General features: G+C 51.9%; 27 protein-coding genes and 3 pseudogenes. 12 read left to right on the top strand and 18 right to left on the bottom strand.

Annotation, left to right across the window (positions count from 1 at the left end; translation table 11 throughout):
* Positions 1 to 9: 9 nt before the first annotated feature.
* Positions 10 to 525 (bottom strand): RNA-guided endonuclease InsQ/TnpB family protein, encoded by a 516-nt coding sequence (locus GCD22_RS18450; RefSeq protein WP_244947605.1) that lies wholly within the window; start codon positions 523 to 525, stop codon positions 10 to 12.
* A gap of 250 nt (positions 526 to 775) precedes the next feature.
* Positions 776 to 1051 carry a hypothetical protein gene (locus GCD22_RS07625; RefSeq protein WP_081576759.1) on the bottom strand — a complete coding sequence of 92 codons (276 nt, stop codon included), beginning with the start codon at positions 1049 to 1051 and terminating at the stop codon, positions 776 to 778.
* A gap of 592 nt (positions 1052 to 1643) precedes the next feature.
* Between GCD22_RS07625 and GCD22_RS07620 the strand changes: the two genes are divergently transcribed.
* On the top strand, positions 1644 to 2858 hold the full coding sequence (locus tag GCD22_RS07620) for an ISAzo13 family transposase (protein ID WP_065973799.1): 1215 nt from the start codon (positions 1644 to 1646) through the stop codon (positions 2856 to 2858).
* A 96-nt stretch (positions 2859 to 2954) separates the two neighbouring features.
* Here GCD22_RS07620 and pgi read toward each other — a convergent pair whose 3' ends face one another.
* The 3 genes from pgi to GCD22_RS07605 form a co-directional block, all read right to left on the bottom strand.
* Complete coding sequence (gene pgi, locus GCD22_RS07615) at positions 2955 to 4574, bottom strand: glucose-6-phosphate isomerase (RefSeq protein ID WP_153940574.1); 1620 nt, start codon at positions 4572 to 4574, stop codon at positions 2955 to 2957.
* A 263-nt stretch (positions 4575 to 4837) separates the two neighbouring features.
* On the bottom strand, positions 4838 to 6052 hold the full coding sequence (locus GCD22_RS07610) for an ISL3-like element ISAtc1 family transposase (RefSeq protein ID WP_012387019.1): 1215 nt from the start codon (positions 6050 to 6052) through the stop codon (positions 4838 to 4840).
* Positions 6053 to 6272: 220 nt separating this feature from the next.
* Entirely contained in the window at positions 6273 to 7169 is an 897-nt protein-coding gene (locus GCD22_RS07605) for a LysR family transcriptional regulator (RefSeq protein ID WP_153940573.1), read from the bottom strand.
* 306 nt (positions 7170 to 7475) lie between these two features.
* Here GCD22_RS07605 and GCD22_RS07600 point away from each other — a divergent pair, with 306 nt between their 5' ends.
* From GCD22_RS07600 to GCD22_RS07590, 3 genes are all read left to right on the top strand, one after another.
* A complete protein-coding gene (locus tag GCD22_RS07600; protein ID WP_153940572.1) occupies positions 7476 to 8336 on the top strand; it encodes a sigma-70 family RNA polymerase sigma factor in 861 nt (286 codons plus the stop codon).
* 43 nt (positions 8337 to 8379) lie between these two features.
* On the top strand, positions 8380 to 9453 hold the full coding sequence (locus GCD22_RS07595; protein ID WP_153940571.1) for a tellurite resistance/C4-dicarboxylate transporter family protein: 1074 nt from the start codon (positions 8380 to 8382) through the stop codon (positions 9451 to 9453).
* Between the two features lie 155 nt (positions 9454 to 9608).
* Positions 9609 to 9884: a hypothetical protein gene (locus GCD22_RS07590; RefSeq protein WP_153940570.1), complete on the top strand. Its 276-nt coding sequence runs from the start codon at positions 9609 to 9611 to the stop codon at positions 9882 to 9884.
* Between the two features lie 19 nt (positions 9885 to 9903).
* Here GCD22_RS07590 and GCD22_RS07585 read toward each other — a convergent pair whose 3' ends face one another.
* The 3 genes and pseudogenes from GCD22_RS07585 to GCD22_RS07580 all read right to left on the bottom strand — a co-directional run bounded on the left by GCD22_RS07585 (position 9904) and on the right by GCD22_RS07580 (position 12269).
* Positions 9904 to 10317, bottom strand: a complete 414-nt coding sequence (locus tag GCD22_RS07585; protein ID WP_244947623.1) for an IS66 family transposase — start codon at positions 10315 to 10317, stop codon at positions 9904 to 9906.
* 80 nt (positions 10318 to 10397) lie between these two features.
* A pseudogene (locus GCD22_RS18445) lies at positions 10398 to 10652 on the bottom strand (hypothetical protein); the annotation flags it as partial.
* A 585-nt stretch (positions 10653 to 11237) separates the two neighbouring features.
* Positions 11238 to 12269 carry an IS110 family RNA-guided transposase gene (locus GCD22_RS07580; RefSeq protein WP_153940568.1) on the bottom strand — a complete coding sequence of 344 codons (1032 nt, stop codon included), beginning with the start codon at positions 12267 to 12269 and terminating at the stop codon, positions 11238 to 11240.
* Positions 12270 to 12390: 121 nt separating this feature from the next.
* On the opposite strand from GCD22_RS07580, the gene GCD22_RS07575 reads away from it, so the two are divergent.
* From GCD22_RS07575 to GCD22_RS07560, 4 genes are read left to right on the top strand one after another with little or no spacing between them, the layout of a single operon-like run.
* On the top strand, positions 12391 to 12552 hold the full coding sequence (locus GCD22_RS07575; protein WP_153940567.1) for a hypothetical protein: 162 nt from the start codon (positions 12391 to 12393) through the stop codon (positions 12550 to 12552).
* Complete coding sequence (gene fdxA / locus GCD22_RS18925) at positions 12549 to 13169, top strand: ferredoxin FdxA (protein ID WP_153940566.1); 621 nt, start codon at positions 12549 to 12551, stop codon at positions 13167 to 13169. The genes GCD22_RS07575 and fdxA overlap by 4 nt, the downstream gene beginning before the upstream one ends.
* Before the next feature lie 9 nt (positions 13170 to 13178).
* Complete coding sequence (locus GCD22_RS07565) at positions 13179 to 13418, top strand: hypervirulence associated TUDOR domain-containing protein (protein WP_153940565.1); 240 nt, start codon at positions 13179 to 13181, stop codon at positions 13416 to 13418.
* Positions 13419 to 13463: 45 nt separating this feature from the next.
* Positions 13464 to 14192: a hypothetical protein gene (locus GCD22_RS07560; protein ID WP_153940564.1), complete on the top strand. Its 729-nt coding sequence runs from the start codon at positions 13464 to 13466 to the stop codon at positions 14190 to 14192.
* Here GCD22_RS07560 and GCD22_RS07555 read toward each other — a convergent pair.
* The 8 genes from GCD22_RS07555 to GCD22_RS17940 form a co-directional block, all read right to left on the bottom strand.
* Positions 14174 to 15142: a DNA-3-methyladenine glycosylase family protein gene (locus tag GCD22_RS07555; RefSeq protein ID WP_153940563.1), complete on the bottom strand. Its 969-nt coding sequence runs from the start codon at positions 15140 to 15142 to the stop codon at positions 14174 to 14176. The genes GCD22_RS07560 and GCD22_RS07555 overlap by 19 nt on opposite strands.
* Positions 15143 to 15604 (bottom strand): carboxymuconolactone decarboxylase family protein, encoded by a 462-nt coding sequence (locus tag GCD22_RS07550; protein WP_198926000.1) that lies wholly within the window; start codon positions 15602 to 15604, stop codon positions 15143 to 15145.
* Positions 15601 to 16221 carry a DUF488 domain-containing protein gene (locus tag GCD22_RS07545; protein ID WP_211371697.1) on the bottom strand — a complete coding sequence of 207 codons (621 nt, stop codon included), beginning with the start codon at positions 16219 to 16221 and terminating at the stop codon, positions 15601 to 15603. The genes GCD22_RS07550 and GCD22_RS07545 overlap by 4 nt, the downstream gene beginning before the upstream one ends.
* Before the next feature lie 125 nt (positions 16222 to 16346).
* Positions 16347 to 17687: a heterodisulfide reductase-related iron-sulfur binding cluster gene (locus GCD22_RS07540; protein ID WP_139110701.1), complete on the bottom strand. Its 1341-nt coding sequence runs from the start codon at positions 17685 to 17687 to the stop codon at positions 16347 to 16349.
* A gap of 316 nt (positions 17688 to 18003) precedes the next feature.
* Entirely contained in the window at positions 18004 to 18351 is a 348-nt protein-coding gene (locus GCD22_RS07535) for a DUF2934 domain-containing protein (protein WP_244947604.1), read from the bottom strand.
* Positions 18352 to 18659: 308 nt separating this feature from the next.
* A complete protein-coding gene (locus GCD22_RS07525) occupies positions 18660 to 19439 on the bottom strand; it encodes a 2OG-Fe(II) oxygenase (protein ID WP_065980278.1) in 780 nt (259 codons plus the stop codon).
* 21 nt (positions 19440 to 19460) lie between these two features.
* Entirely contained in the window at positions 19461 to 20417 is a 957-nt protein-coding gene (locus tag GCD22_RS07520) for a sigma-70 family RNA polymerase sigma factor (RefSeq protein ID WP_065973930.1), read from the bottom strand.
* A 760-nt stretch (positions 20418 to 21177) separates the two neighbouring features.
* On the bottom strand, positions 21178 to 21444 hold the full coding sequence (locus GCD22_RS17940; protein WP_065973928.1) for a hypothetical protein: 267 nt from the start codon (positions 21442 to 21444) through the stop codon (positions 21178 to 21180).
* A gap of 198 nt (positions 21445 to 21642) precedes the next feature.
* On the opposite strand from GCD22_RS17940, the gene GCD22_RS07510 reads away from it, so the two are divergent.
* The 4 genes and pseudogenes from GCD22_RS07510 to GCD22_RS07490 all read left to right on the top strand — a co-directional run.
* Positions 21643 to 21975, top strand: coding sequence for a DUF302 domain-containing protein (locus tag GCD22_RS07510; RefSeq protein WP_153940562.1), 333 nt, complete (start codon positions 21643 to 21645; stop codon positions 21973 to 21975).
* 291 nt (positions 21976 to 22266) lie between these two features.
* On the top strand, positions 22267 to 22521 hold the full coding sequence (locus GCD22_RS18430) for an MFS transporter (protein ID WP_065973927.1): 255 nt from the start codon (positions 22267 to 22269) through the stop codon (positions 22519 to 22521).
* A 110-nt stretch (positions 22522 to 22631) separates the two neighbouring features.
* Positions 22632 to 23189, top strand: a pseudogene (locus tag GCD22_RS07500) (IS630 family transposase); the annotation flags it as partial.
* Positions 23190 to 23354: 165 nt separating this feature from the next.
* Positions 23355 to 23489 (top strand): annotated as a pseudogene (locus GCD22_RS07490) (ATP-binding protein); the annotation flags it as partial.
* Positions 23490 to 23587: 98 nt separating this feature from the next.
* Here GCD22_RS07490 and GCD22_RS07485 read toward each other — a convergent pair.
* Positions 23588 to 23971: a DUF488 domain-containing protein gene (locus tag GCD22_RS07485; RefSeq protein WP_153940561.1), complete on the bottom strand. Its 384-nt coding sequence runs from the start codon at positions 23969 to 23971 to the stop codon at positions 23588 to 23590.
* Positions 23968 to 24894, bottom strand: coding sequence for a DNA-3-methyladenine glycosylase 2 (locus GCD22_RS07480; protein ID WP_153940560.1), 927 nt, complete (start codon positions 24892 to 24894; stop codon positions 23968 to 23970). Before GCD22_RS07480 ends, GCD22_RS07485 begins: the two co-directional genes overlap by 4 nt.

The raw sequence follows: 24894 nt of genomic DNA, 5'->3' as shown, positions 1-24894 counted from the left end.
GGCGACATACTAGTGACCACCAGCCCTGCTGACGGTGACATTGCGGATTTCGCCGCCAATGATGCAGGATTTGCGAAATTTCACCCAGCCAATACATGGCAGGAAGATTTTGGGGAGCACCTTGCGGCCATCCCGATCAACGGGATTCAGATCAAAGTGAATATGGCCCGGTTCCGGGTAGCGCATGCTGTCGTGGACGAACTTCTTTTTGAAATTTGGGAAGTTTTTAGCTGAGTTCTTATTGAATGCCTCTTTCAACGCCTGCGTCAGATATCTGAGCGTCTGCTGTTGCGGCATCGACGGGGATTCTGCGAGAAACCCAAAGGCTTCCGAATTGCGCCAAGACGTGAGTAGTTCGCACAGGCCGGCATAATTCAGGGTGCCGCAATGATGATCGAGATAGCTCTTCTGCACGGCCAGCGCTCGGTTCCAGACGAAGCGCACGCAGCCGACCGCACGGGCCAGAAGATTTTCCTGCTCCGGAGTGGTTTCGAGACGGTAGCGCACGGCCATGCGAATCAGCATGGTGTATAATTATACAGTTAAAGGCATTGGCTGGCAAAATTTATCGCTAGGCAGACGGCTTCGACGGCGTTGAGCCGTCTCGCCGCCGCGCTATCCATCCCCGGCCTGAACGCCTGGGCTTTTCGCGCTTTTTGGTAAAATCGAGAATCAGAATTAAGGTGACGGTTGAAAGCGGTGTCTGTTTTCGTCCAATTCCAGGGCAGGTGCCTCAATGGGACCCAACCATCTGGTGATCAAGCGGTAAACCGGCTTAGCATCGGGGATGCCCTTCAAGGCGTATTCGTTTATGCGGACCCGTGACCCCATTGCTCTGTTTTTTCATTCTGTTGGACTGGGGTTGATGGTGCTGAAATACGACCCGTCGGGCGATGCCTCTTCTCGGGGGAGGGTGCACGACACTGCTCAGTCGAAACAGCAGGCGTGTATTCGTGACGAGGGCGTGCTTCCAGAATGCGTAACTATAAAACCCTCCGTCGGCGGTCACCAGCATGCTGGAATCCGCATGCGCCATGACCGAGAAGGCCATGGCTCACTCCCCTTGGTCCGTAAGTGCCGGGTTCTGTATAGCACAAGGTGGGTCCCACATTCGGCCATAGCGATATATCGGAGCTTGGGAAAATCCGACGCACCTCTAGGACAAAATAAATCAGGACGTCTTGGGACAATTGTAGGATACAAATAAAGATGGTAACTTTTATCTGGCCTAAGCCAGTAAAATTGGCACATCGAAATTTTCAAAAATAAATAAAGTTGGTAACTTTATGTCTGATCGAGCCCAAGACCCGCTAAATTTTGTGCAAATAAAGTTGGTAACCTACACCACGCCCAACAGAACCCTCCTCAACCTCGCGGGTCATCCGTTCGCAATCCTTTGACTACAGTATGCCAATCCAAAGGCGTTTTGGGTCTCTCCAGCATTCATGATGTCAAACAGCGCCAGTGATTGGCCAGTTTTCAGCAGAAATTAGCGTCTGGATTGTTCACCATTGAAAATATCAGTATTTTATAATATAAAGAATATTTTAATGCACTAATCATTTATATTTCGCAATATGAGGTGGTAAGTGTTCATAAATAAATAACTTGTACTTACTATGTAGCGGGTATAGTCTTGCGGCATGGAAGCAGACGCACTGATAGCCGCTCGACACCAAGCGCTCGAAGGGATACTGGATGAGCGGCAGAGACGGCTATATGCGGCAGTAGAAGCGAAGGTGCTGGGTCATGGCGGTGTCAAGCGGGTGAGTGAGGCTACCGGAGTCGCGCGGGGGTCCATCATGGCGGGTCTCAAAGAGCTCAAGGATCCGGAGAACAGGCTCCCGCAAGGCAGAGTTCGTCGATCGGGTGGCGGGAGAAAAAGGCTGGTGGATCGCGATCCGGACTTGCTGGTGGCCTTGGAGGGTTTGGTAGATCCTGCGGCACGCGGTGATCCCCAGTCACCGCTGCGCTGGACTTGCAAGAGCCTCAAGCAATTGGCACGGGAACTGAGCGAACAGGGGCACCGCATCAGCCATGTTTCTGTGGGCATTCTGCTCAAGGAATTAGGGTACAGCTTGCAAGGCAATCGCAAGACCTTGGAAGGCACTGATCACCCAGACCGAGATGCCCAATTCCGGTATATACAGGAGAAGACGCAGCAGGCACTGGACGCAGTGCAGCCCGTCATTTCGGTGGACACCAAGAAAAAAGAGTTGGTTGGCAACTACAAAAATGCGGGTCAGGAGTGGCGGCCGCAGGGTGAACCGGAAGTCGTCCAGGTGCATGACTTTGTGGATAAGGAACTGGGGCGGGCCAACCCCTATGGGGTTTACGATCTCGCCCAAAACGCGGGTTGGGTGAGTGTGGGCACGGATCATGATACCGCCAGCTTTGCGGTAGCCACTATCCGGCGCTGGTGGTTAGGCATGGGTCAGCCTCTTTATCCCGACGCCAAGGAGTTGATGATCACGGCCGATGGGGGCGGGAGCAATGGGTCTCGGGTGCGCCTCTGGAAGCTGGAATTACAAGGGCTTGCCGATGAATTCAATCTGCCGATTCGGGTGTGCCACTTTCCTCCGGGCACCAGCAAATGGAACAAAATCGAGCACCGTCTGTTTTCCTATATCAGCATGAATTGGCGGGGGCGACCTTTGGTGAGTCACGAAGTCATTGTCAATTTGATCGCGGCTACAACCACCAGCAAAGGCTTGAAAGTGTACGCCGCCATTGATCCTACACCCTACCCCAAGGGTATCAAAGTCACTAACGCTGAATTCGCTACCATCCAAATTGACCGCGATAACTTCCATGGGGAATGGAATTACGTCATCTCACCAAACAAAAAGTTCATGTAGTTTATTTATGATTCCTAAAAACCTGATGCTGAAAGATGGTTAATGAATGACGCTGATTAACATCCATTCAACCACAGGTAAACCGCAATACAAAAATCAGTGCCCACGTCGCCGCAAATAGCGTTCCAGCAGGGTCGATGTGGACCCATCATGGGGGTGTTGGGTTTTACCCTGCATATCAGAAACAATGCGCTGAGCCAGCACCTTACCCAATTCCACGCCCCACTGATCAAAAGAGTCAATGCCCCAGATGAGTCCCTGGGTGAATACGCTGTGCTCATACAGAGCAACCAGTGTACCCAGACTGTGCGGACTCAGGGCATCCACGAGAAGCACGCTACTCGGACGGTTTCCGGCAAACGTGCGGAAGGGAACTTGCGCTTCGGAAACACCCTCAGCACGCAATTCCTCCGCCGTTTTGCCAAAAGCCAAAGCCTCTGCCTGGGCAATCAGATTCGCCATCAACAATTCATGCGGTTCTGCTGAAGCACTGAGGGGATGACAAAAGCCAATGAAATCGCAGGGAATCAATCGCGTACCCTGATGAATCAGCTGATAAAAAGAATGTTGTCCATCGGTTCCCGGCTCGCCCCAGATAATGGGACCACTATCTACGGACAGCAGTTGCCCGGCTTCATCGACACTTTTACCATTACTTTCCATTTGTAGCTGCTGTAAATAGGCCGGGAAACGCGCCAGATCATAAGCATAGGGTAAAATGGCCTGGGTTTGCGCTCCCCAGAAATTGTTGTACCAGATGGACATCAAACCCAGCAGCACCGGCAGATTCTGTTCCAGCGGCGCGTTCTGGAAATGCATATCCATGGCATGAAAACCGGCGAGCATTTCCTGAAAATGCTGCACCCCCACGCCGAGCATGGTGGACAAGCCAATAGCCGAATCCATGGAATAGCGCCCCCCCACCCAGTCCCGGAAACCGAACATATGTTCAGTATCCATACCAAAGGCCTTGACGGCTTCAGCATTGGTAGAAACCGCCACAAAATGCCGGGAGACTGCGTCTTCGCCCAAAGCAGAGGTAATCCAGTGCCGGGCGGCATGGGCATTGGTCATGGTTTCCAGCGTAGTAAACGTCTTGGATGAAATAATGAACAGGGTTTCTGCAGGATCCAGATTCGCCGTCACATCGCTGAGCGTCGCGCCATCCACGTTAGCCACAAAATGCAGATGAACATCAGTATGACGGTAGGCACGCAGGGCTTTCCAGGCCATTTCCGGACCCAGGTAAGAACCGCCAATACCAATATTCACAATCTGCCGAATCGGCTGACCGGTGGCACCCCGCCAGGACTGTTCATGAATGGACTGGGTAAAACGGGCCATATGTTCCAGCACCTGATGCACTTCAGGGACAACGTCCACCCCCCCGGTGCGCATAACCATACCCCTGGGCGCTCGCAAAGCCGCATGAAATGCGGCCCTACCCTCGGTATGGTTGATTTTTTCCCCGGCAAACATGGCGTCGCGGCGCGCTTCCAGATCACGACTGTGGGCAAGATCAAAAAGCAGATTCAGGGTTTCCCGACGCAGCAAATGCTTGGAGTAATCCAGATAAATCCCGCAGGCTTCTGCCGAAAAATGCCCGGCGCGATGGGGGTCTTCCTGAAAAAGCTGACGCAGAGTGACATGTTCCAAAGACTGGCGATGCTCTTGTAAGCGTCGCCAGGCAGGTAGATTACAGAGTACAGCCGACATGGACAACCTCTTGAAAGTAACAATTAAACAATGAACAATTTAATTGTAGTACAGTTTGCCGAAGGCACATGATAAATAAATAGATCATGAAGTTATGGCATTGCACAATGCTCGCAAGCTGTAGCTGGCTCAGAAAACCCAAGGCTATTTACGTGCTAACTATGTCAGTGTGAAATGATTGTGTGAGTTATAATATTTTCCGGAGGGACGTATTTGTCCAAATATAAAGCCGTAAAAATAGTAAAAAAAGGTTCCTCGTCATTTCAAGTGGGTAGCCTGAGATCCAGCTTGCCCAGGATCAGGTAGGCCATGTTGATAAAGTTCTTGTGCGTGCGGTAACCCCGAGCCTTGGCCTTGGCGGATTGAATGAGGCTGTTGAAACCTTCCAGAATTCCATTGGTGATCTGGCTCTCGAACCATCGGAGCACGCCATCCCAGTGATTCATGATGGTGTAGGCGACCCTGACGATAGGCGGCAGATCGCTGGTTCTGGCGTTTTCCAACCAGGCTTTCAAGAGGGTAGCCCCCTGGTGGCGATTCTTGATCGTGAAGATGTCCTGAAAGGTCAGGCGGAACTGGTAGGCCTGCGCCGTCTTGAGGTTCTGGTCTTTGAGCAATTCCTGCAGCTTTTCTTTCTGCTTCATTTTGAGGTTGCAATCGTTCTTGAGCCAAAGCCAGCGGGTCTTTTTGAGATTTGGCTGGGTGAGGACTTCCCCCTTGCGCACGTCGTCTACGGCCTCGTTGACGAGCTTCATGAGGTGAAAACGATCGAAAGTGATCTCCGCATTGGGCAGGTGCTCGGCAGCCCCTTTCTGGAAGGCCGGCGAGAGGTCCATGCTCACATCGGTGATCGCTTCCGCGCTACCACCATGGGCCTGTAGATCTGCGGAGAATTTCTCAAAGGTCTTGGCATCCTTGCCGGGAGTAGCGAACAAGAGTCGCCGGGCATTCAGATCCACGAAGAGCGTGATGTAGTCATGTCCATGCCGACTGCTGGTTTCATCGACGCCGACGGCATGGACATTGGCCATATCCACCGCAGCACGAGCTTCGGGCACATAATGGTCAATCACTCGCCACAGGAGCTTGTCGGTCTCACCGACCATGCGAGCTGCCGTCAATACCGGCATCTCCCGCACCAGGGTCATGATCAGCGCTTCAAAGAGCAGGGTGAAACGCGAGCCTTCCCGCGCCCAGGGAACAGATATCTGATGCACTCCATGCTCCTGGCACTTCACACGAGGTACACGGGCATGGAGATAGGCTTCATGCTGGAAGAAATCCATGTGCCGCCAGGTATGGTCACGGGTATCATGTACCGGACACTCCTCACCACAGACGGAGCAAGCAAAGCGACTACCTTTGGGAAAGTTGATGTGCAGATCCAGGCGTTTCTCCTCCACCGTGAAAGTCACATGATCCACCAACCACGGCGGAACCAATCCTAACGCGAGAGAAAACAGCTCTTCAGGGACCATCAGCTAACTCCTATTCAGGGCACGACCGCTCCACAGCATTCTACCCCCTACCCACTCAATCTGACGAAGAGCCTAAAAAAAACTGTTTTTTGCTATCAGTAAGCAAAAAATCCCACACAAATACTAAATTCATTTAACAAAAAAATATCTAATCGGTAAAATCAAACTGACAAGAGCACATGAAGAAATGTCAACTACAAGATGAAGGGCACGAGCAGATTCAGGTTGTTTTTGCTGGATCTTGAATCCATTCCAGGAACTTATCCAGAACCCTCGAACGTCTACCGGGTGATGGTGCAGCCATAAAATTGAGACAAATCATCTCGTGAGTTTCCAGCGTGGCCGTGGATACTTTCCAATCTGAGCGTAGCGTCAGTACTTTTTTACTCATGAAACCCACACCCAGATTGGCACTAACCAAAGAACCGACTGACTCAATATCAGCAACTTCAATATATCGCTCTAAAATGATATTACGTTTCTTGAACTCCTTTTCCACAGCATTACGAACGCCAGAGCCAGGTTCTCGCCAGATAATAGAGTAGTCTTTTATTTCTTCAAATGTGAGATCCGTTCTTTGCGCTAAAGAATGGTTCAGAGGAGTAACCAGAACTATTTCATTATCCTGCCAGGGAATGCTATCAAAATAATCAGGCAATTCCGGAATATCGCTATTTCCTTCATAAAAAAATAAATCCACATCACCAGCTGCAACATCATGCATATATCTTTCACCACTTTTTATATGCAAATTAATGTGTGGATATTCAAGTCGAAACCGTGAGAGGTAAGGAATCAAAAAATAATTGGTGATAAGGCTGGTCGAAACAATATTAAGATTGCCTTCAGCAAGCGTTTTGCGACGTTTGATGACACTATCGATGTCACGCAAAACTCTGCGGAGCCTTTCAATATCAGGGATCAAGCTAGCACCCGCCGGGGTTAACTTTACTCCATTGACTTCGCGGGTATATAACGGCTCGCCGACCTGATCCGTCAATTTTCGAAGACGCTCCGAAATGGCGGACTGCCCACGGTTGAGGTGTTCAGCAGCAGCACTGATGCTTCCGTACTGTGCGACCGCCAAGAGAGAAAGTAGCTGTTCATCGTCTACCATTATCGATTTCTCCGGTAAGGATCACAAAAAAACACGTTTGCTGACATGCCGACAATATCAGTAAAGTCGAAAGTAATCCACAGCTACTCCGTTTGAGAAGGAAAAAACAGATGCTGTATTGAAAACGGCTTCACATATGGTATCTCTTAACAACAAAGGACTTCCCGCAAATGAAAGACAAAAAATAAAATCATACATATAATCAAAACACTATTCACATCAACCTGCAAAAATTAGGAATATCATGATGTGGCTCGAAAGAAGGAGTCTCCTTGCAATCAACTGGAGTTCAAAACGGTGAACGAAATGAATATCGATACAACTCCAGAAGTGACAAAAACCAGGCGGAACAATGTAAATCCAGAAAATAAGTTGGAAGCTTTTGTGTCTCAAAGTTCGATACAAACTTATCTCAAGGAAATATCTTGCCATGTTCTTTTAACTAAAACGCAAGAAATTCAGCTAGGCCGGCTTATCCAACAAGGAGCACATGAGGCATGGAAGCAGCTTGTCGAGTCGAATTTACGCTTGGTCGTGCAGATAGCACGCAGATATGGGCAAAAGAACAGTTTGACTCTGTCAGATTTGATCGAGGAAGGGAATCTAGGATTAATGCACGCAGCTGAAAAGTTCGATCCAGACTTGGGTTACCGATTTTCAACGTATGCGACTATATGGATACGTGAATACATAGAGCGCGCAATCATGAATCAGTCGCGCATGATACGTCTGCCCATTCCTGTCATTAAAAAGCTACGAGCCACTCTAAATTCAAGTAGTGATTCAGAGCAAACAAAGAACGAAGCCCAGAATCATCTTAATGAACGGATCCTTTCTTTAAATAACGCAAAGGATGCGGACGACAAGACAAATCTTGGGGATGTGATAGCTGATCAGGGAGCCATATCCATTGAAGATCAATATGAATGTAAAGAGTTTGAAAATATAGTCCATAAATGGGTAAATGATTTACCGTCACCTCAACGGGAGATTGTGGAGCTTTTCTATGGAATTAATCCCTTAGGGCCACTGAATAATATGCAAATTGGAACAATTTTTGGTTTTAGTGCGCAGCGTGCAAGCAATATCAGGCTAACGGCAATGGATGAATTAAGACAAATGGCATCACAACTTGATAATTCCTATTTAAACGATGTTTCCGTTTGATTCTAAGCATTATTTTCAGCATGCCCTTGGAAAAGAAGCATAAATGAAGCCAGCTACAGAAAATACATTAAATCACTGGTTGAATCGTACTACTCAGAATCTTGCGCCAGGCTCGTTCGCTGTTGTCATGGCAACAGGGGCTATCGCTTTGTCTGCAAAAATATTGGGGTTTATTCCACTGTCCAACGTATTGCTCTGGGTCAATATTGTAATTTATATTTTTTTATGGATAGTGCTTATCATGCGTGCCTATAAATTCCCACGAAATTTGAGTGATGATTTCAGAGATCTTGGGCGCGGCACGGGATTTCTGACCATCGTCGCTGGTTCTGCAATACTGGGCAGTCAATTTGTTCTTCTTGATCATCAGGCTATTATTGGAATAATTTTTCTGGGTGTTTCCGGAATACTGTGGTTGCTATTAAACTACGGATTATTTTTTTCTTTCATCACCAAAATTAACAAGTCTTCTTTTGAAACTGAAATAAGTGGGACGTGGCTACTCATTACAGTTGCTATTCAGTCTATCTCTGCATTACTCTCTGTTCTACAAGCACAAAATATTCTACCATATTGCTCTTGTTTTAATTTCATAAGCTTTTCATTATGGCTTTTGGGTGATGTATTTTATATCGTGATTATATTGCTCATTCTCTACCGAATGATTTTCTTTAAACTATCAGCACAGGATCTCATGCCACCCTATTGGATTAATATGGGTGCGGCATCTATCTCAACCCTTGCCGGAGCGTTGCTTGTGTCTTGCACCAAGGATTCTCTCTTTTTACATGATCTGATTCCCTTTATAAAAGGCTTTACATTATTATTCTGGACCACGGCGACCTGGTGGATTCCTCTACTATTTATTTTGGGCTGGTGGCGCTTTATTGTGCATAAAATCAATTTTTCTTACGATTCATCCTATTGGGGCATGGTTTTCCCTCTTGGCATGTATTCCCTTTGTACGTTACATTTAGAAAAATCGTTTAGCCTGTCATTTTTGTTTCTTTTGGCCTATATCTTCTTTTTTATTGCATTAACTGCATGGACGGTTACCATGTTAGCTTTTCTCCACAAAACATATGTTAATTTTCTTCAAATTGAATATATAGGATGAAGAACGCGAATTCATGCTTTATGGTTCTCATTAAATATGTTGTGATAAGGATAGTTTTGCTGATTTTATTCATCTTGTGATTTTACAACACTACTTCAGATTTACTGATTTACCAAGATCGTCATAGTTCATCCATCCTACTTACTGGAGATTGTATGCTAGCCTCTATTTTGTCAAAGAAAGCACGTTTAATCTTTGCTTGCACACTTGTTTTTTTGTTTGGTAATAGTGCTGCATGGGCGGACAAAATAAGTGCGCCAGAAATGGTTATTATCCATCTTAATAATGCACTCATTGCCACAATGAAACTAGGTCCGCATAGCAGCTTTCAACAACGCTACAGAAAACTATATGGGACCGTTAGTAAAAGTTTTAATTTTACTGAAATTGCACGTTATAGTCTTGGTCGTTCCTGGTATAAATTATCGTAACTGTTCACCAGGGGTACAGTTACCCCATGGCGGGCTGCGGGGTTTCCCCCTGAAAAGACTGAACCAACGCGTGCAGCAGATCGACGCCCTGCTTGCGTAAGGTTTCCAGATAGGATCGGATTGTGCAGAAGGCGGCTGCCCCATCAAAGGTCCGGAAACAGCCGGAGATCTTCTGTTTAACCTTGGGCATCCGCACTGCCTGTTCTGCGATGTTGTTGGTGAAGGGCACCTCCGGATCCGAGAGGAAACGCAGGACATCCTCACGATATTCACGCAGTCGTCGCAACAGATTGGTCGGATAGGATTGCTTCCGATGCGCGGAGCCATCCTTGCGCCTCTTGATCGGGTGGATCGTGTCGCCTTTGGCCAGTATCGTGGTGTAGTCCGCGTTGATTTGAGCCATCCGGTCATCGCTGAGCGGTCCATCGGCCACATCCCGATGAGCGGCAACGAGCAGGTCGATCCGTACCAGCGTCGTGGTGCTATGCAAGAAGGCAAACGGGAACAGGTTTGCCCGCAGCTGGAGCAAAAGTAACGGGGAATCGGCACCGGATTCTCCTGCCCGGACGTCGTCCGGTCAGCTTTGCGGGTGTAGTGACCATGATGCCAGGGATGGCTCCGGCCACAGTTTGCACAACAGGCGGGCCGATAGCGCTCAGGATCTCGGGCCAGGGTGACACGGTGATGCTTCAGGGTATAAATACCCGCTACAATACGATGCAAGGGCGGACCTCCTATGGGTTTGGTTATCGTGAAAGTCTGATTCACTTCCCACGATAGCAAAGGAGATTCCGCCCTTTCTATGTTCTTTTATACCCTCTGCGTCCCACCCTCTACGAGAAGCCGTTCTCCAAATCCTTCTGAATGACCATGGGATAAATCGCCAGCCCCCTACTCAAATAACGAAAGACGTAACACCCGTGGGTACTTTTATGGCAGCTTCACACGCTAGCATTACTGCTTGTGCGCATGTGCCATACGGGCACTGGTGGACGAACACCAGGTTCTCTTTTTCAAGAGAGAACAGTCTAAAAAAATAACTTACGCGACTTCACGTCGCACTGCCTCCATGTTCGCAAGATGATTTTGATGTCTGGCATATTGAGGTCGGGTTGCTGTCTTATATCCGGCCTTTGATGCAGGATAATAAGCCTGTCTTATATCCGGCCTTTGATGCAGGATAATAAGCCTGCTGGCCCCGATGGAATCCGCCAGAAAAGTCCTTATCTATCACACGTCCTCGAAGGACAAGTAACCACCAGGTTCTCTCTTCCGTGGTCTGACCTGTTTTGCCATCAATCGTTTATCAGCCTGCGCAACGCCTTTTGTTGAACTTCAACAATTCTGTAACCATTACGATATAGAAGCCGCATTTATTGTGTGACTTGCCACATATTCTGTATTTTTCACCAGTAGTGCCCAGATAGTTCGGGCCATCTTGTTGGCCTGTGCCACGACAACCACGTTGTGGGGCCGTCGGCAGAGTAGCTTGTCGATCCAGAGATTCCGGTTCTTGATCTGGCAATTCACGACTGCCCGCGCTCCGTGGGTGAGCAGCTTTCGCAGATAGCTGTCTCCGCGTTTACTGATGCCCAGCAACCGGACCTTACCGCCGGTTCCACTCTGGCGGGGAACCAGCCCCAGAAACGCCGCAAACTCCCGCCCTGACCGAAAGGATTTTATATCGCCCACGGTGGCGATGATGGCGGTAGCTGTCAGTAACCCCACGCCAGGAATCGCCATCAATCGCGTCACCGCTTCCTGATCTTTCTTCCACAGCGCCAAACACTTTTCGATATCCGCAATATCCTTGTCCATCTGTTCAAGCCGTTTTAATTGCTGGCGAACGGTGTCCAGGAACATGGGCGATAGAGATTCTTCCAGATCGGCCAAAGCATCCGGCACTTCTTTCAGGCCCTTCTGGCGACCTTGCGGCAGATCAGCACCAAATTCATAGAGCAAGCCCCGGATCTGGTTCACCTGCATCGTCCGGACCTTGATGAGTTGCTCCCGGATACGGTGGAGCGACAGGACGGATTGCTGCTCTTCACTCTTGACCGCCACAAAGCGCATATCGGGCCGCTGTACGGTTTCCCAGATGGCTGCTGCATCCGCTGCATCGTTTTTGTTGGTCTTCACGAAAGGCCGCACAAATTGCGCCGCCACCAGACGGACCTCATGACCGAGTTTGCGTAATTCCCGGCCCCAATAATGCGCACTCCCACAGGCTTCCATGGCCACGATGCCCGGTTGCCGATTGGCAAAGAACTCCAGAAGTGCCCGACGCTTCATCTGTTTGCGATGAATCTCACCGGTCTCCATGTCTACCCAGTGCAGCTGCATAACCTTTTTTGCCAAATCCAGTCCATAAGTTGTAATCTGCATGACGAGTCCTCCTTGTCCTTACCGTGGATAAATTTCCACCTTGGCACCTTGATGCCGTCCGGATCAAGCGGGGACTCCTTTCTGAAGCACCCCGCTGCCGGTCCTGTAGGGGGAGGCATCCATGCCATCTATAACGCGGGCGAGTCGCGGGACAGATAAAGTCTATCTGTTTATCGACATGATGATCAGTTTTGATGGATTTTCGGAAATGGGGCGAGCGCAATCCCGCAGATCTGGTGTTGAGGGCATTTTCGGGGCATACGTTAAGGGGAATATTCAATGACTCATGTGGTTACAGAAGCCTGTATTCGCTGCAAGTATACCGATTGCGTCACAGTATGCCCAGTGGATTGCTTCCACGAAGGCCCTAACTTTTTGGCCATCGATCCGGACGAATGCATCGATTGCACCCTCTGTGTGCCCGAGTGTCCGGTAGACGCCATCTTCCGCGACGTGGATTTGCCGGACGGCATGGAAAAATATCCGGAACTCAACGCGCGCCTGGCACGCCGCTGGCCCGTCATCATTCAAAAAAAGCCAGCCCTACCCGATGCCGAGCAGTGGCGGCATATGCGGGATAAACGCCAATATCTGGACACCGGGGAAGATGGGGCGGAATTGCCCCTGCCCGAGCCGCCCGTGCCCTTGATGGAATACCAGCGCACACCGGAGTTCACCGACGACGACGCCCCCGCCGGCCTGCTCCATGATCATCGCACCAAAGCCGGGGTCTGGGGGCGCATCGTGCTCCTGGAAGGGAACTTGCGATATTGCCTGGAAGACGGCAGCGCCCGCGCCTGGATCCTGAGTCCGGCACGGCCAGCCTGGATACCGCCCGATCTGCCGCACCGGGTGGAGTTCCTGGGCCCAGCACGTTTCTACGTAAGCTTTTGGCGCTGAGGAGGCCTCATGAAAAAGCCGCCGACACCACGCTTTGCCGTGGGCGATCACGTTACCTGGAATTCGGAGGCAGGCAGGGTGACGGGACGGATCGTTGCCATCCACGACCAGGATTTTCCGGTCCACGGCTATATCCACCATGCGAGCCCGGAAGACCCGCAATATGCCATTCAAAGCGACAAAAGCCGCCATGTGGCCTACCACAGGGGCAGCGTCCTGCGTCTCGCTGAGGAAGGATCGCGGGACTGATCATCTAGGCCTTGCGGAGGAGGCAGCCGTCATCATGGAGGGGTAATGGTGCACACGAAACGCCTGCTCAATTTGGAATGGGATGCCATCGCAGGCGTTATCGCGGCGGTCGCGGCCATCGTCATGGAACTCTTGCACCTAATTCAGGGTGAGGTATTGCTTACCCTGACTGTTGCGCTCATCGCTCTGCTCTTTCTACGCGATATGCGCCGGGAAAGGGCCATGGAGCGTTTGGAGGGCCGACTTGCGGCCGTCCAGGTAAGCCTGCGTGAAATCGAAGTGGGCCTCCTGCCTCCCGATGCCGTACTCATCGGGCCGAACCGGATCCGCAAGGTCAGCACGGAGTTCTTGGCCCACGCCAGCGGCGAAATGATCTGGTTCAATGTCTGCCTTTCCATGTACAAGCCCCCGGCATTGTTTGATGCCTTGCTCCGGCCGGCCCTGGAGAATCCACGCATAACGACCATGCGCTTCATTCTGGACAAAGATCAGCGCCGTCTGTGGGAAGAAATCCTGCCCACTATCCGCGCCTGCCCAGGCGCGGATAAAGTTCAGGAACCCACCTGGATCGATAATCAGGAAAGCATCTCCCTGATCGTGGCGGATTCGGCGGCGACGGGGCGGACGGAGGCTCTCCTGAGCTTTTGGGGAGAGCCCTTCATGGCTCGCAGTACGGAACGGAGTGTGCCGCGTTATATCTTCCACATTCAGGGGCATTCGGAGCTGATCAGCCGCTTTCTGGAAATCCTGCGCAATTACCGCCTGTCCGCCTGATCCGCTTGGGACAGCGGCAGTTCATCGCTGGGGTTCCACATACGTCCCTCTCCTTCCAGTCGCCGCATCAACAATAGAAAATATACCATGCCGGCGTAGGGCTGCCATGGCCGGAGCCGATGGGCGACCTGGGCATAATCCAAGCTGCTGTTTTTCTCCAGCCAGCGGGCCAGGGCCTTGCGCGCCCCCACGTCGTCACCGGGAAAAACGTCCAGACGCCCCAGGGCGCGCAGCAGGACGTACTCTGCCGACCAGCGGCCGATGCCGCGCAAACGCAGCAGACGCTGTAAGGCTGCGGCGTTGGGCAGGCCCTGCCAGTCTTCACGCTCTAGTCCGCCGGCCGCCGCTTCTTCCGCCAGGGCGCGCAAGGCGGTCACCTTCTGGCGGCTGAAACCTAGATCACGCAGGGCCGTCACCTCCTGTCGCAGCAGAGAGCGGGGATCCGGGAAAGGATACACCCAGTCCATTTCTCCCACCCCCTCCCTGCAGAGCTCCGAGAGGCGATTGAGGAGGGTGATACCCAGATGCAGACTCAGTTGCTGGCAGGCGACGGCATTGACCAGTCCTTCGAAGAGGGAGGGGAAACGAGGTGGCCGGAGACCCCGGTAGCGCGCCGCCAGGGACGCAAGACGAGGATCGGCAGCGGCCACCGCGTAAAAGGGGCCGAGATCCCGATCCAGGCTCAGCATCCAGGTGAGTTGCGCACGGACCCAAGAGACAGTCCGCTCGTCCTGGGGGCCTTCGTAGATTTCTCCTTCCAGAAACGGATCGGGATCGCCCTGCGTCTGCCAGAGCCGGACTTTCAGCCATCCGTCCCCATAGCGCCAGACCCGCCGATAGGTTTCGCTCTCCCAGCCATCCATCCGGTTGTGGGCTTGACGGCGCAGCGCCCAGACCGTGAGGTCCAGGCGAAAGGGCGGTCGCGGGCTGAGGCGGAAGTAGTATCCCATCTATCGGTCCAGATCCGGCCGATAACTGCCGGCGGGGGTGCGGAAGGCAATGGCCAGGCGGTTCCAGGCGTTGATGGCCACGACGGCCAGGGTCAAATCCACCAGTTCCTTCTCCTCGAAATAACGGCGGACGTTTGCATAGAGCGCGTCCGAGACGCCTTCGTCGATGCGGGTGATGGCGTCGGTCCAGGCCAGCACCGCGCATTTGCGCTCGCTGAAAAAGGGCGTTTCCCGCCAAGCGGCGAGGCCATAAAGACGCTGCTCCATCTCGCCCCGAGCGCGGGCTTCCTTACTGTGCATGTCAATGCAAAAGGCGCAGCCGTTGAGGATGGATGCGCGCAGCTTCACCAGTTCCAGCAGCGCTGGTTTCAAGTCGCTTCCATGGAGATAAGTCTCCAGATCCCGCAGGCTGCGGATGCCGTTGGGGGATACCAAGCCATAGTCGAGGCGTATTTCCATCATGGACTCCTGTGGGAACCTTCTTGGAGCGGAAGGGGATCAGGGGCCGGATACCAGATCCCGCCATCGGGACGCCGCCGCGCCCAAGGGCTCAAACAATGCCTCTGGTCATGCCCTGGCGTCAGCAGGTGATCCACGGTAAAACCCTGGGCGGTAAGGACGTCAGCAATGAGAAAGCGATGACAGCGCCACGGGAGGGTCTCGGCGCACAGGAGGACCGTCCTGCGCCTACGCGCCAAGGTCTCCAAGGCCTCCAATCCTTTCTGGAAAGGCGCCGTCTGCATATAATCGGCATAGGCGCGGAAACTCGCATTGCGCCAGGCGCCGTTGGGGGAATCGACACACCCCCGGCGCAACCCGCCCAGGGCCTCCGCATGGCGATAACCGATCCCCAAGGGCGCAAGGGCCGTCGGCAGGGTGTCGCCATTGAACTGGGGATTGTGTCGGGAGCGCGGCATCTTGCGCACATCCACCAATTCCTGCACGCCGTCGGCCCGGAGCATGTCGATAAATTCTTCCAGGGAACGCGCGCCGTGGCCGATGGTCCAGATTCGCGGCGCCGGCCCTTCAGCCGGAACAGCGCCAACATTGCACATCACGGCCAAATACCCTGGCGACATTGGCCTCCCCAGACTCCCATGACCCCAACCCCTCGAACCGCCCGGTGCGAACTCGCATACTGGGTGGTGTGGCAGGGTGCGGCTTATGCCGTCCCCTATGCCGATCTAAACTGCACCAAGAAACATCAATCGGCATTCATGTTGATGTGCTGATCAATGGCGAGCTCGGGGTTGTAGAGGTATTCCACATTCCCCTGCTCGACCTGTTTGAGGTATTCCTGGAAGTCGGCTTTGGCCTTGTCCCAGCTGATGCCCATTTTTTCCACCAGATCTTCACAGGGCGAAGCATGCCACTGGAGCTGGACGATCTTGAAAGGATCAGCGCCACAGGCCAGGGCAGCCAGTTGCACGTCAGCTATGACGGGTACACTATAGTTCATATCGTGCGCCTTGCCGATCCACTGGTTCTTGTCCATAGTGGTGACACAGCCCGTATCGTGAGTAATCAACACGTCAGCCTTAGCTTCCTCTTTTACTACCTTTATCTTTCGGTTCATAGTAAAACTACGAGTGAATTCACGCTCCGATATGATATGACGGAAGCCGAAACCGCAGCAGTCATACCAGGTGGAATAATCTATCACCTGCGCACCCAAGGCCATGGCTACTGATGTAGTAACAGCGACCCGGTTACCACCAAGAATTTCAGGATCGTAGATTGCATCCTCTGGCACCATCTTATAGACGTGGCAGGCAGGATGTACAGCAACCCGAATGTGCGAAACGTCTATGGTTTGTAATTCGCTGGCAATTCGCTGGCGCATGACGTGCAGCCATTCGCTGTAGTGGACCACCTCCTCAGGGATAACGATCTTACCATCCACCAAGCGTCCCAGCTTGCCGAGAATCTTTTTAACTTTCTCCCGTAGCTCAGCGGACTCAATGAGATATTTGCGGACCTCTTTATAGTTGCCGAAGGAGGTGCCGCAGTGCACTAAGGGATAGAAGTAGCCATTCTCGAAGCCGTGCTGCTTGCCGGAGACGTAGGCCTGATGGAAGTTACGCAGGAAGACAGCAGCCAAAGACTCCACGTTGCCGATACCAGAGCCGTGGTAGTTCCAGGCAGTGCAGGAAGTCTGGTCGGTCTCATCAAGGTAGTCGATGCCCAGCTTGTTCATGAACCACATGAGGCTGGTGGGATAGCCGGGGATGTTGCCACACTGTCCGCAGCTCTTGTGGTGCCAGAGACGATTGGTGGGGATCTTCTTGTCCCAACCATAGAGGGTTTTTACCACTTTCGCTTGGTGTCCGGGATTGATGCGGTGGACGATGATCTCACCTTCCTTCTCCAGTTCCCACATGTGATCACGTATATCATCCATCCGCTCGCCCAGGTCCATGGTGCGCCGGTCAACGTGGCTGCGTACCCATGCCGTGGCCGCTTCCGCCTCGTTGGCCGATAAGTTCGTGTCCTGGAAAAAAGCTCCGTGCCCTGCTAACCCTTGTTGCGTGCTATTGTCGTTCATGTGAAAGCTCCTTGGCCTAGTGGCCGACGATGAGAAAATGCGATCAACCAACAGCCTCTATTATAGTCGGTGATTCAGGTCAACAATCTTTGCCAAACCGTATAAACAAATAAATATTGTCCGGATGATCAATGTGCTATGTACGCAGGTTCTGTATAGGTAGCCACGAAGCTCGGACCCAAATCCCAGTGACTTTTTGTTAATCAGCGTCATTCATTAACCATCTTTCAGCATCAGGTTTTTACCACCTCATATTGCGAAATATAAATCATTAGTGCATTGAAATATTTTGTATATTAGAAGAATGCTGATGCTTTCAAGGGCGAACGATCCAGACGCCAATTTTTGCTGAAAACTGGCCAATCACTGGCGCTGTTTGACACTCATCTACTTTTTTGACCTTCCTCTTCCATCCGGAAATTTGCTTATCCCATTCCTTGAGTTGTGTTTCGAGATGATCCTCAAAGATTTCTTTTGCGGTTTTTTCCTTGGTCGGAATGGGGGTACGACATAGCATGGCATCTACCTCTTTTTCTGCCTCTACCCAGTCCGCAATCGGGTCGCTCTCCTGGAAACCGCGACGTTCGGCATGATAGTAGGCCGCCTCTGCAATCATTAAATGACGCTGCTCAGGGGAAACCGCCTTGCTGTCAGGGTTGGTCATGGTAATACTCCTTTTTAAATGGAATCTCGGAACTATTCTTAGCCTTTGCTGCGAACACAATTTTCATTGTCCTTACCATCACTGTAGTCATCCAGCCGGAGTCTGGTTGTAGCCGTCATCATCGACCGCACCGACGAGATTGAAAGCGCCGGCACCCACGCTCAAATAGGGGACCCCGCTGGACATCAGGGTAACCGCCCAGGTCGAAGGTGCCATGAAAACAAGAGGACCAATCCGAATAACCGTAACCATTGTTGAGTTAAAAATGGGGAGCGCATGAACCTTCTCCTTTTGCCATATATCTGTTATTAGCGTTCATTGAAACTTGGTTTTTCTTGAACACCACCAGACAGACGGTAGCCATCGGCGTCTTTGCCCCGTATGCGCCGCCAGATGACCTGCGGGGTGAGGCGGTTGGCGACCACAATAAAAACCTTGCGGAAATGGCCGGGCGGACACTGCACGGCTTTGACGGCGTGCCAGGAATGATCAGTTTGCGCAAAGAGAAAACTGCGATTCCCCAGTACCTCTGAAGCCCCGGCCTCGCGCAAATCGCTGTAGTCCGGCGCCGAATGACGTGACCATTTGTCACCATCATCCAGAACCAGCGTCTGTCCGCCCCAGGCTTCTTCCCAGTCTTCGGGCGTATTGAAATAGAAAATATGCGAACCTATTTTGCGCCGGGCATCCGTATGGGGTGAAATGGAGGCGCCGGATGGCGCATAACGCCAGTGCATGGTCAGAATAACCGGTGTCCTAGATGTTAACCCGAGCATCTTGCGCCAGAAATTCTTGTAAGCATCGCTGTGTAATTCGTGAATAAAATTCCTCCAGCTGGGCGTCAGGACTTTCTCCAGCGCTGGTCGATACTGTAGTGCAAGACGATCATGGCTTGCTTGCCCAAGCGCCCTTTTATAGTCGATTTGCAATCCAAAAAGCGCGGGATCAGGAAGATCCTTGCAAAGTTGCTCAAACTTTTCTGGATACAGAAAATCCGTAATGCGGATCCATGGGTAAGGCCGGGTATGCTGAAACTCTTGGGCCTGGGCACTCAGCCTGTCCAGGGCAGACACATCAATGATTTCCATATAAAAGGGCTCCTGAATGATTTATTGCAACGCTTCATGCTGACGCAGCAGATTGAATGCCTCCTCCTGTAGTTGTCTGATCCGTTCGCGGCTGACGCCCAACTCTTTGCCGATGGCGGTTAATGTTTCTGCTTCCTGACCATCCAGACCAAAGCGTCGGATCAGAACAGTACGATGCCGTATATCCAGACTTAGGAGGATTCTAGAAATCTGCCTCAGAATCTCCTGTTCCTCCAGAGAGGCCTCCAGACTCGACGGTTCAGTATCTGCCAGAGACTGAGCCAAAGAGGGGCCATCCGCTTCCTGATAGACGGGGGCATCCAGACTGACTGCATGACGGTCCTGCTGCAGACAATCTTTTACATAGGCGACGGACTTGCCCATAGCCTGCGCTACTTCTTCTATGCGCGGTTTACCCTGTAGGGTTTGTGTAAGTTCCCGGATACTGCGCAGCACCGCACTGAGATTTTTGATGACATGGATCGGCAACCGCACCTCCCGCGCCTGGTTCATAATGCCCCGGTCTATGCTTTGACGGATCCACCAGGTGGCGTAGGTAGAAAACCGAATTCTCCGTCCCGGATCAAACAATTCCGCCGCACGAATCAATCCGAGATTCCCCTCTTCGATGAGATCAAGAAGTGGCAGGGTGTGATGCTGCCGCGAATGGCGGCGCGCGATGTTCACGACGAGCCGGAGATTGCATTCCACCAGACGATTGCGTGCCGAGAGATCGCCCTGCTGTACCCGGAGTCCCAGGGCGACTTCTTCTTGCGCGGTAAGGAGCGGGTTGCGGCTGATTTCCTGTAAATAAAGCGTGGTAGCATCAACGGGTTCATCTGACTCAGCTTCCCAAACAGGCTCGGCGATAGATTCAGGTTCCGAGGTTTCCGACCAGAGGCAGGCCGCTTCTGCTCCAACTTCGTGTAATGCTTCAGGGGAACCGGAGACATCCCTGTCGGCATCCCCGGTTAACATGCGTCAGTCTCTGGCCGTCCCGTTGGGGATGATACCGTGATATGCGCCATATTCTGACCACGTTCCAGACCGAGTTTGTCATGGGCCATAATGTTCACATAGCGTTCGATACATGGATGTGAAAGGGTATCCACTTCTCTACAGCGCGCGGCAAACCAGCATCCCGCCTTATAGGCATTACCCAATCGTATACAGAACGCATCAAAAAGGGACCGAGGCACGTGGAGCATCAGATGAGATCCAGCATGGGTAGTGAAATTCAGCGTGACGCCTTCTGGGGGTGTGACAGCGGTAGAAAGCGTTCTCTGATTCACCTCGGGAAGCGTATAATCAAGCTGATGCGGTGGAATAACCGTGGAATCCATGACACTTCCTTATTAATGCAATAAGTCCCTGTTAGATAGCCTAGTTCCTAAGCCCTAGCTAGCCAAGAACCACCCGAGTGAGTACGGATTAGTTATCGCACTCCGGTGTTCGCACAACTTTGACACGGACTACTGCTTGAAGTAAATCTGTCCATTATTACCAATACGCCTCATCATAGATCAGCGCTTTTCAGATGAATGTTAATCAGCGGCATCTTTTTGCCATATGTCAGCATCATGCATTTACCATGCAACGTTGTTAAAAATGAGTATTTAACCACTTGATAGATTGAGATATTCTGCGGAATACGTGTCAGGCCAAGGACAAACCATTTCGACGCTTTTTTCCGCTAAAAACTGATAAATCTCAGGCGCTGTTTAACAGGCGGTGGATGTTATGAGAACGGATGGTAAGGGGGTAGCCATACAAATTGAAGGCAAGTTGTACTAGGTACCCTTGATGAGATCAGATAGCGGATTTCCATCCTTCTGGCAGGACGGGACGAAGTCAAATACTGGAACTTGATCAGTTTTCCCTGAATCCAACGATAGCAGGCATCCTTGACATCTATGACCGAAAAGGCCACCACATGGATGCGGGACAGAAAAGTGTCCAGTTGATCAATCGTCTTTAACCCTTCAAGTTTCATGATGGTTTTCATCCCTCCATCATGAGCGGAATCCGATTGTGTTGCAGTTCACTCCAGACCCATTTCATATTGGATAAAGCTTGGCTTGCGTGGACTCTTTTTTATCTATAACCTTCATTAATCAATATACTATGTCAGTGCAATAGCATTGATGTCTCTGGTAGGTGCAAGGTGGACGCTGCAGACGGGCTTTTCCCAAGGAGGAAACGGTTGGATAACTCATTGCTGGCAGGTCTTTTCCATTGGTACTCGCCTTACGACGTAGCCCAAACAGCACGGCAATTGGAAGACGCTCTCAAGGTTCAAGGCTTTACCATCTTCACTCATTTCGATCATAGCCGCGCGGCACAAGAGGTCGGGTATCAGATGCTACCGACGGTAGTCCTAGTTTTTGGCAACCCCAAAGGCGGCACGCCGCTAATGCTTGCCGCTCCCACGCTAGCCATTGACCTCCCCAGCAAAATTCTGATCCGCCAGGATAAGAACCTCACTGTTGAGGTTTTTTTAATACTATGGCGTATCTCAAGGAGCGGCACCACTTGATCAATATGGATAAGGAGGTGATCGACTTTGATCAAAAGGTAAGGGAGATCATCCGTTCATCCCTAAGACCGCATCATCGGTGCGTTTAATTCACCAGCATATAAGCGATTTCCTGTTCATGGCTTTTTCACATAATGCTTCGGCAGTTTCTCCACTCAGCACCGGCATGGTACTGCTGTTGAATCTGGTGATCGGGCTCGGATATTTTCTGGTATTATTAAACACCGGTGCCTATCTGCCCATGATACCCCATGTTGCCGGGAGTCTGGGCGTCAACCCGGACTTTGCGATTTGGACCCAGTCAGACTTTTTCTCGCCATGGCCCTGGCCTTTCCGACTTCTCCCTGGTTTTTGCAGCGCTGGGGGGAAATGCGGGTTTTGGCAGGGGCTTTTATCGTATTCGCCCTGGCTTCAGCCATCTGTGCCCAATCGAATGATTATGACATCTTTCTGATTGCCCGTATTGTTCAGGGGTTCCCGAGTGGATTGACCATTCCGGGATCTTTGCAGATTATCCTGCGCCACTATCCAAGTACATCGCCGTAACATCGGTCTGAGCTTGTGGGGGATCGCTGCGCTCACGCCCTTTACCCTGGGTCCATTTATCGGTGGCTGGATCACCGACAGCACCGGTTGGCGCTGGCCGTTTTATGTGTCTCCCCCTCAAAAAGGGCCGCGCAGAAACGATGACCCACGACTACAAACGTAATGGCACTACGACCTTGTTTGCCGCACTCAACGTGCTGGATGGTCAGGTCATCGGACAGTGTCAACAGCGCCATACCCATGTGGAATGGCTGAAGTTCCTGAAGAAAATTGATCGGCAGACGCCCAAGGACAAGGCTCTGCATCTGATTGCCGACAACTATGCGACCCATAAACACCCGGTAGTACAGGCGTGGCTCGACAAGCACCCGCGTATTCACATGCACTTTACGCCCACTTCAGCATCCTGGCTCAACATGGTCGAGCGTTTCTTTCGGGATATCACGACCCAGCGGTTACGTCGTGGGGTGTTCACCAGTGTGCCTGAACTCATCCAGGCCATTGAGGGGTACATCGACCACCACAACACCCATCCCAAACCCTTCATCTGGACCAAAACCGCCCGCGACATCCTGCAAAAGGTCATTCGCGCCAACAGCCACTTAAGCAGCAAAAAGGATGCAACACTACACAACCGGAACACCCCTTGCGTCCGGGGCTTTCCATGATTGCAGAATTGCACTGGAAACCCGGACAAAAACATTCGGCACTCCAGCCCCTGACCACCACTCCGACCCAAGGTTATGAAAGCACGGTATAAGCCTGTCTGCCGCTGACCGGTTGCTTCTACCATCAACGCCTCTCTCTTTCTCAGATAACGAAAGACGTAACACTTGCTCTTCCATCTGATCAGCAAACTCTACGAACAGACCGCGCTGATTATCACCACCAACCCCTCCTTCGGAGAACTAGTGAAGATCTTCGGAGATGCCAAAATGACCACGACGCTTCTCGATCAACTGACTCATTCACTCAGATGCTCATGCGTATGGTAGCGTAACATTCAGTGATCAGTAACTCATGAAAATCGGTGAAACTTCAGAAGGGTTCAGAGGCATGTAACGGGCTAGCAGGACTGTGATAGCAAAAACTCCCGAAGTACCACGGCACCATTATGGATTTTATCGTGGGCGGCATAGAGCAGAATGACCGGCCGACCTTCCGCATTATCCAGTAAACGACAGGCTTCTTCCTGGTGTTCGGCGAGTTCGTTCAGATAACGCTCACGAAACTCGGTCCAGCGATCTTCTACATGCCCGAACCACTGACGCAAAGCGGTGCTGGGTGTGAGTTCCTTGGGCCAGTTGTCCAGGGGAAGATCCTCCTTGCGCACCCCGCGCGGCCAGAGACGTTCAGCGAGCACGTGGTAGCCTGCTGGCAGAGGGCGCTCATAGACGCGCCAGGTAATGATCTCAGGGGGCTGAGATCGTAACGGCGAATGGGATGTCATGATATATGTCCCTCTTTCTCCAGGCGGTTTAAGAGCAGAAGAAAATACAGCATGCCGGCATAGGGCTGCCAAGACTGCAACCTTTTGGCTACCTGCATATAGTCCGGAGCAGACTTTTCTTCCAGCCACTGATACAAGGCCTTGCGGGCGCCTACATCATCACCTGGGAACACGTCCAGACGCCCCAGCCCGCGCAGCAACACATATTCTGTAGACCAACGGCCGATACCGCGCAACTGATGCAGGCGCTGTGCGGCTTCAGAATTGCTCAGGTCTTGCCAGTTTTCACGCGCCAACTGACCTGCTGCAGCGCTTTCTGCAATTCCAAGCAAAAACTTGGCCTTCTGGATGCTGAACCCCAGGCTGCGCAGGCTGGCTGCTTCCTGCTGCAGTAAGGCGGCAGGGTTCGGGAAAGGCACAAGCAGGTCCGTTACTTCGGGATCGTTACCGCACAGCCTTGCCATGCGGTTGAGCAGGAGAATGCCGACATGCAGGCTCAATTGCTGGCAGGCAATGGCATTACTCAGCGCTTCGAAAAGGGAGGAAAAACGCGGCGGCCTGAATCCCTGAAAGCGATCCGCCAGAGCTGCCAGCCGCAAGTCGCTGGCGGCCATCGCGTAGAAGGGGCGAAGATCCTGGTCCAGACCCAGCATCCACGAAAGTTGCCTGCTGACCCAGGCAACGCTTGACGCATCAACGCAGTTCCCCTGGACTTCTCCTTCCAGCAGTGGCGTCCTGCCTGCCTGACTTTGCCAAAGCCGGACCTCCAGTCTGTTTCCTGCATATTGCCAGGCCCGCCGGTAGATTTCGCCATCCCAGGCATCGATCTGATTATGGGCCTGACGACGGAGCACCCAGACGGTCAGGTCCAGGCGAAAGGGCGCGGGCGGGCTGAGCGTAAAACGGCTTGCGGCCTGTTTCAT

The organism is Acidithiobacillus thiooxidans ATCC 19377 (genome assembly GCF_009662475.1).
Taxonomy (GTDB): Bacteria; Pseudomonadota; Gammaproteobacteria; order Acidithiobacillales; family Acidithiobacillaceae; genus Acidithiobacillus; species Acidithiobacillus thiooxidans.
Note: the sequence above shows the minus strand (reverse complement) of the source record. Positions and strands in the feature narration are given on the sequence as shown.

Bases quoted from the DNA above. Each gene is read 5' to 3' on its own strand.
- GCD22_RS18450 (WP_244947605.1), bottom strand. From the start codon at position 525: ATGCTGATTCGCATGGCCGTGCGCTACCGTCTCGAAACCACTCCGGAG.
- GCD22_RS07625 (WP_081576759.1), bottom strand. From the start codon at position 1,051: ATGGCCTTCTCGGTCATGGCGCATGCGGATTCCAGCATGCTGGTGACC.
- GCD22_RS07620 (WP_065973799.1), top strand. From the start codon at position 1,644: ATGGAAGCAGACGCACTGATAGCCGCTCGACACCAAGCGCTCGAAGGG.
- pgi (WP_153940574.1), bottom strand. From the start codon at position 4,574: ATGTCGGCTGTACTCTGTAATCTACCTGCCTGGCGACGCTTACAAGAG.
- GCD22_RS07610 (WP_012387019.1), bottom strand. From the start codon at position 6,052: ATGGTCCCTGAAGAGCTGTTTTCTCTCGCGTTAGGATTGGTTCCGCCG.
- GCD22_RS07605 (WP_153940573.1), bottom strand. From the start codon at position 7,169: ATGGTAGACGATGAACAGCTACTTTCTCTCTTGGCGGTCGCACAGTAC.
- GCD22_RS07600 (WP_153940572.1), top strand. From the start codon at position 7,476: ATGAATATCGATACAACTCCAGAAGTGACAAAAACCAGGCGGAACAAT.
- GCD22_RS07595 (WP_153940571.1), top strand. From the start codon at position 8,380: ATGAAGCCAGCTACAGAAAATACATTAAATCACTGGTTGAATCGTACT.
- GCD22_RS07590 (WP_153940570.1), top strand. From the start codon at position 9,609: ATGCTAGCCTCTATTTTGTCAAAGAAAGCACGTTTAATCTTTGCTTGC.
- GCD22_RS07580 (WP_153940568.1), bottom strand. From the start codon at position 12,269: ATGCAGATTACAACTTATGGACTGGATTTGGCAAAAAAGGTTATGCAG.
- GCD22_RS07575 (WP_153940567.1), top strand. From the start codon at position 12,391: ATGCCATCTATAACGCGGGCGAGTCGCGGGACAGATAAAGTCTATCTG.
- fdxA (WP_153940566.1), top strand. From the start codon at position 12,549: ATGACTCATGTGGTTACAGAAGCCTGTATTCGCTGCAAGTATACCGAT.
- GCD22_RS07565 (WP_153940565.1), top strand. From the start codon at position 13,179: ATGAAAAAGCCGCCGACACCACGCTTTGCCGTGGGCGATCACGTTACC.
- GCD22_RS07560 (WP_153940564.1), top strand. From the start codon at position 13,464: ATGGTGCACACGAAACGCCTGCTCAATTTGGAATGGGATGCCATCGCA.
- GCD22_RS07555 (WP_153940563.1), bottom strand. From the start codon at position 15,142: ATGGGATACTACTTCCGCCTCAGCCCGCGACCGCCCTTTCGCCTGGAC.
- GCD22_RS07550 (WP_198926000.1), bottom strand. From the start codon at position 15,604: ATGATGGAAATACGCCTCGACTATGGCTTGGTATCCCCCAACGGCATC.
- GCD22_RS07545 (WP_211371697.1), bottom strand. From the start codon at position 16,221: ATGTCGCCAGGGTATTTGGCCGTGATGTGCAATGTTGGCGCTGTTCCG.
- GCD22_RS07540 (WP_139110701.1), bottom strand. From the start codon at position 17,687: ATGAACGACAATAGCACGCAACAAGGGTTAGCAGGGCACGGAGCTTTT.
- GCD22_RS07535 (WP_244947604.1), bottom strand. From the start codon at position 18,351: ATGACCAACCCTGACAGCAAGGCGGTTTCCCCTGAGCAGCGTCATTTA.
- GCD22_RS07525 (WP_065980278.1), bottom strand. From the start codon at position 19,439: ATGGAAATCATTGATGTGTCTGCCCTGGACAGGCTGAGTGCCCAGGCC.
- GCD22_RS07520 (WP_065973930.1), bottom strand. From the start codon at position 20,417: ATGTTAACCGGGGATGCCGACAGGGATGTCTCCGGTTCCCCTGAAGCA.
- GCD22_RS17940 (WP_065973928.1), bottom strand. From the start codon at position 21,444: ATGAAAACCATCATGAAACTTGAAGGGTTAAAGACGATTGATCAACTG.
- GCD22_RS07485 (WP_153940561.1), bottom strand. From the start codon at position 23,971: ATGACATCCCATTCGCCGTTACGATCTCAGCCCCCTGAGATCATTACC.
- GCD22_RS07480 (WP_153940560.1), bottom strand. From the start codon at position 24,894: ATGAAACAGGCCGCAAGCCGTTTTACGCTCAGCCCGCCCGCGCCCTTT.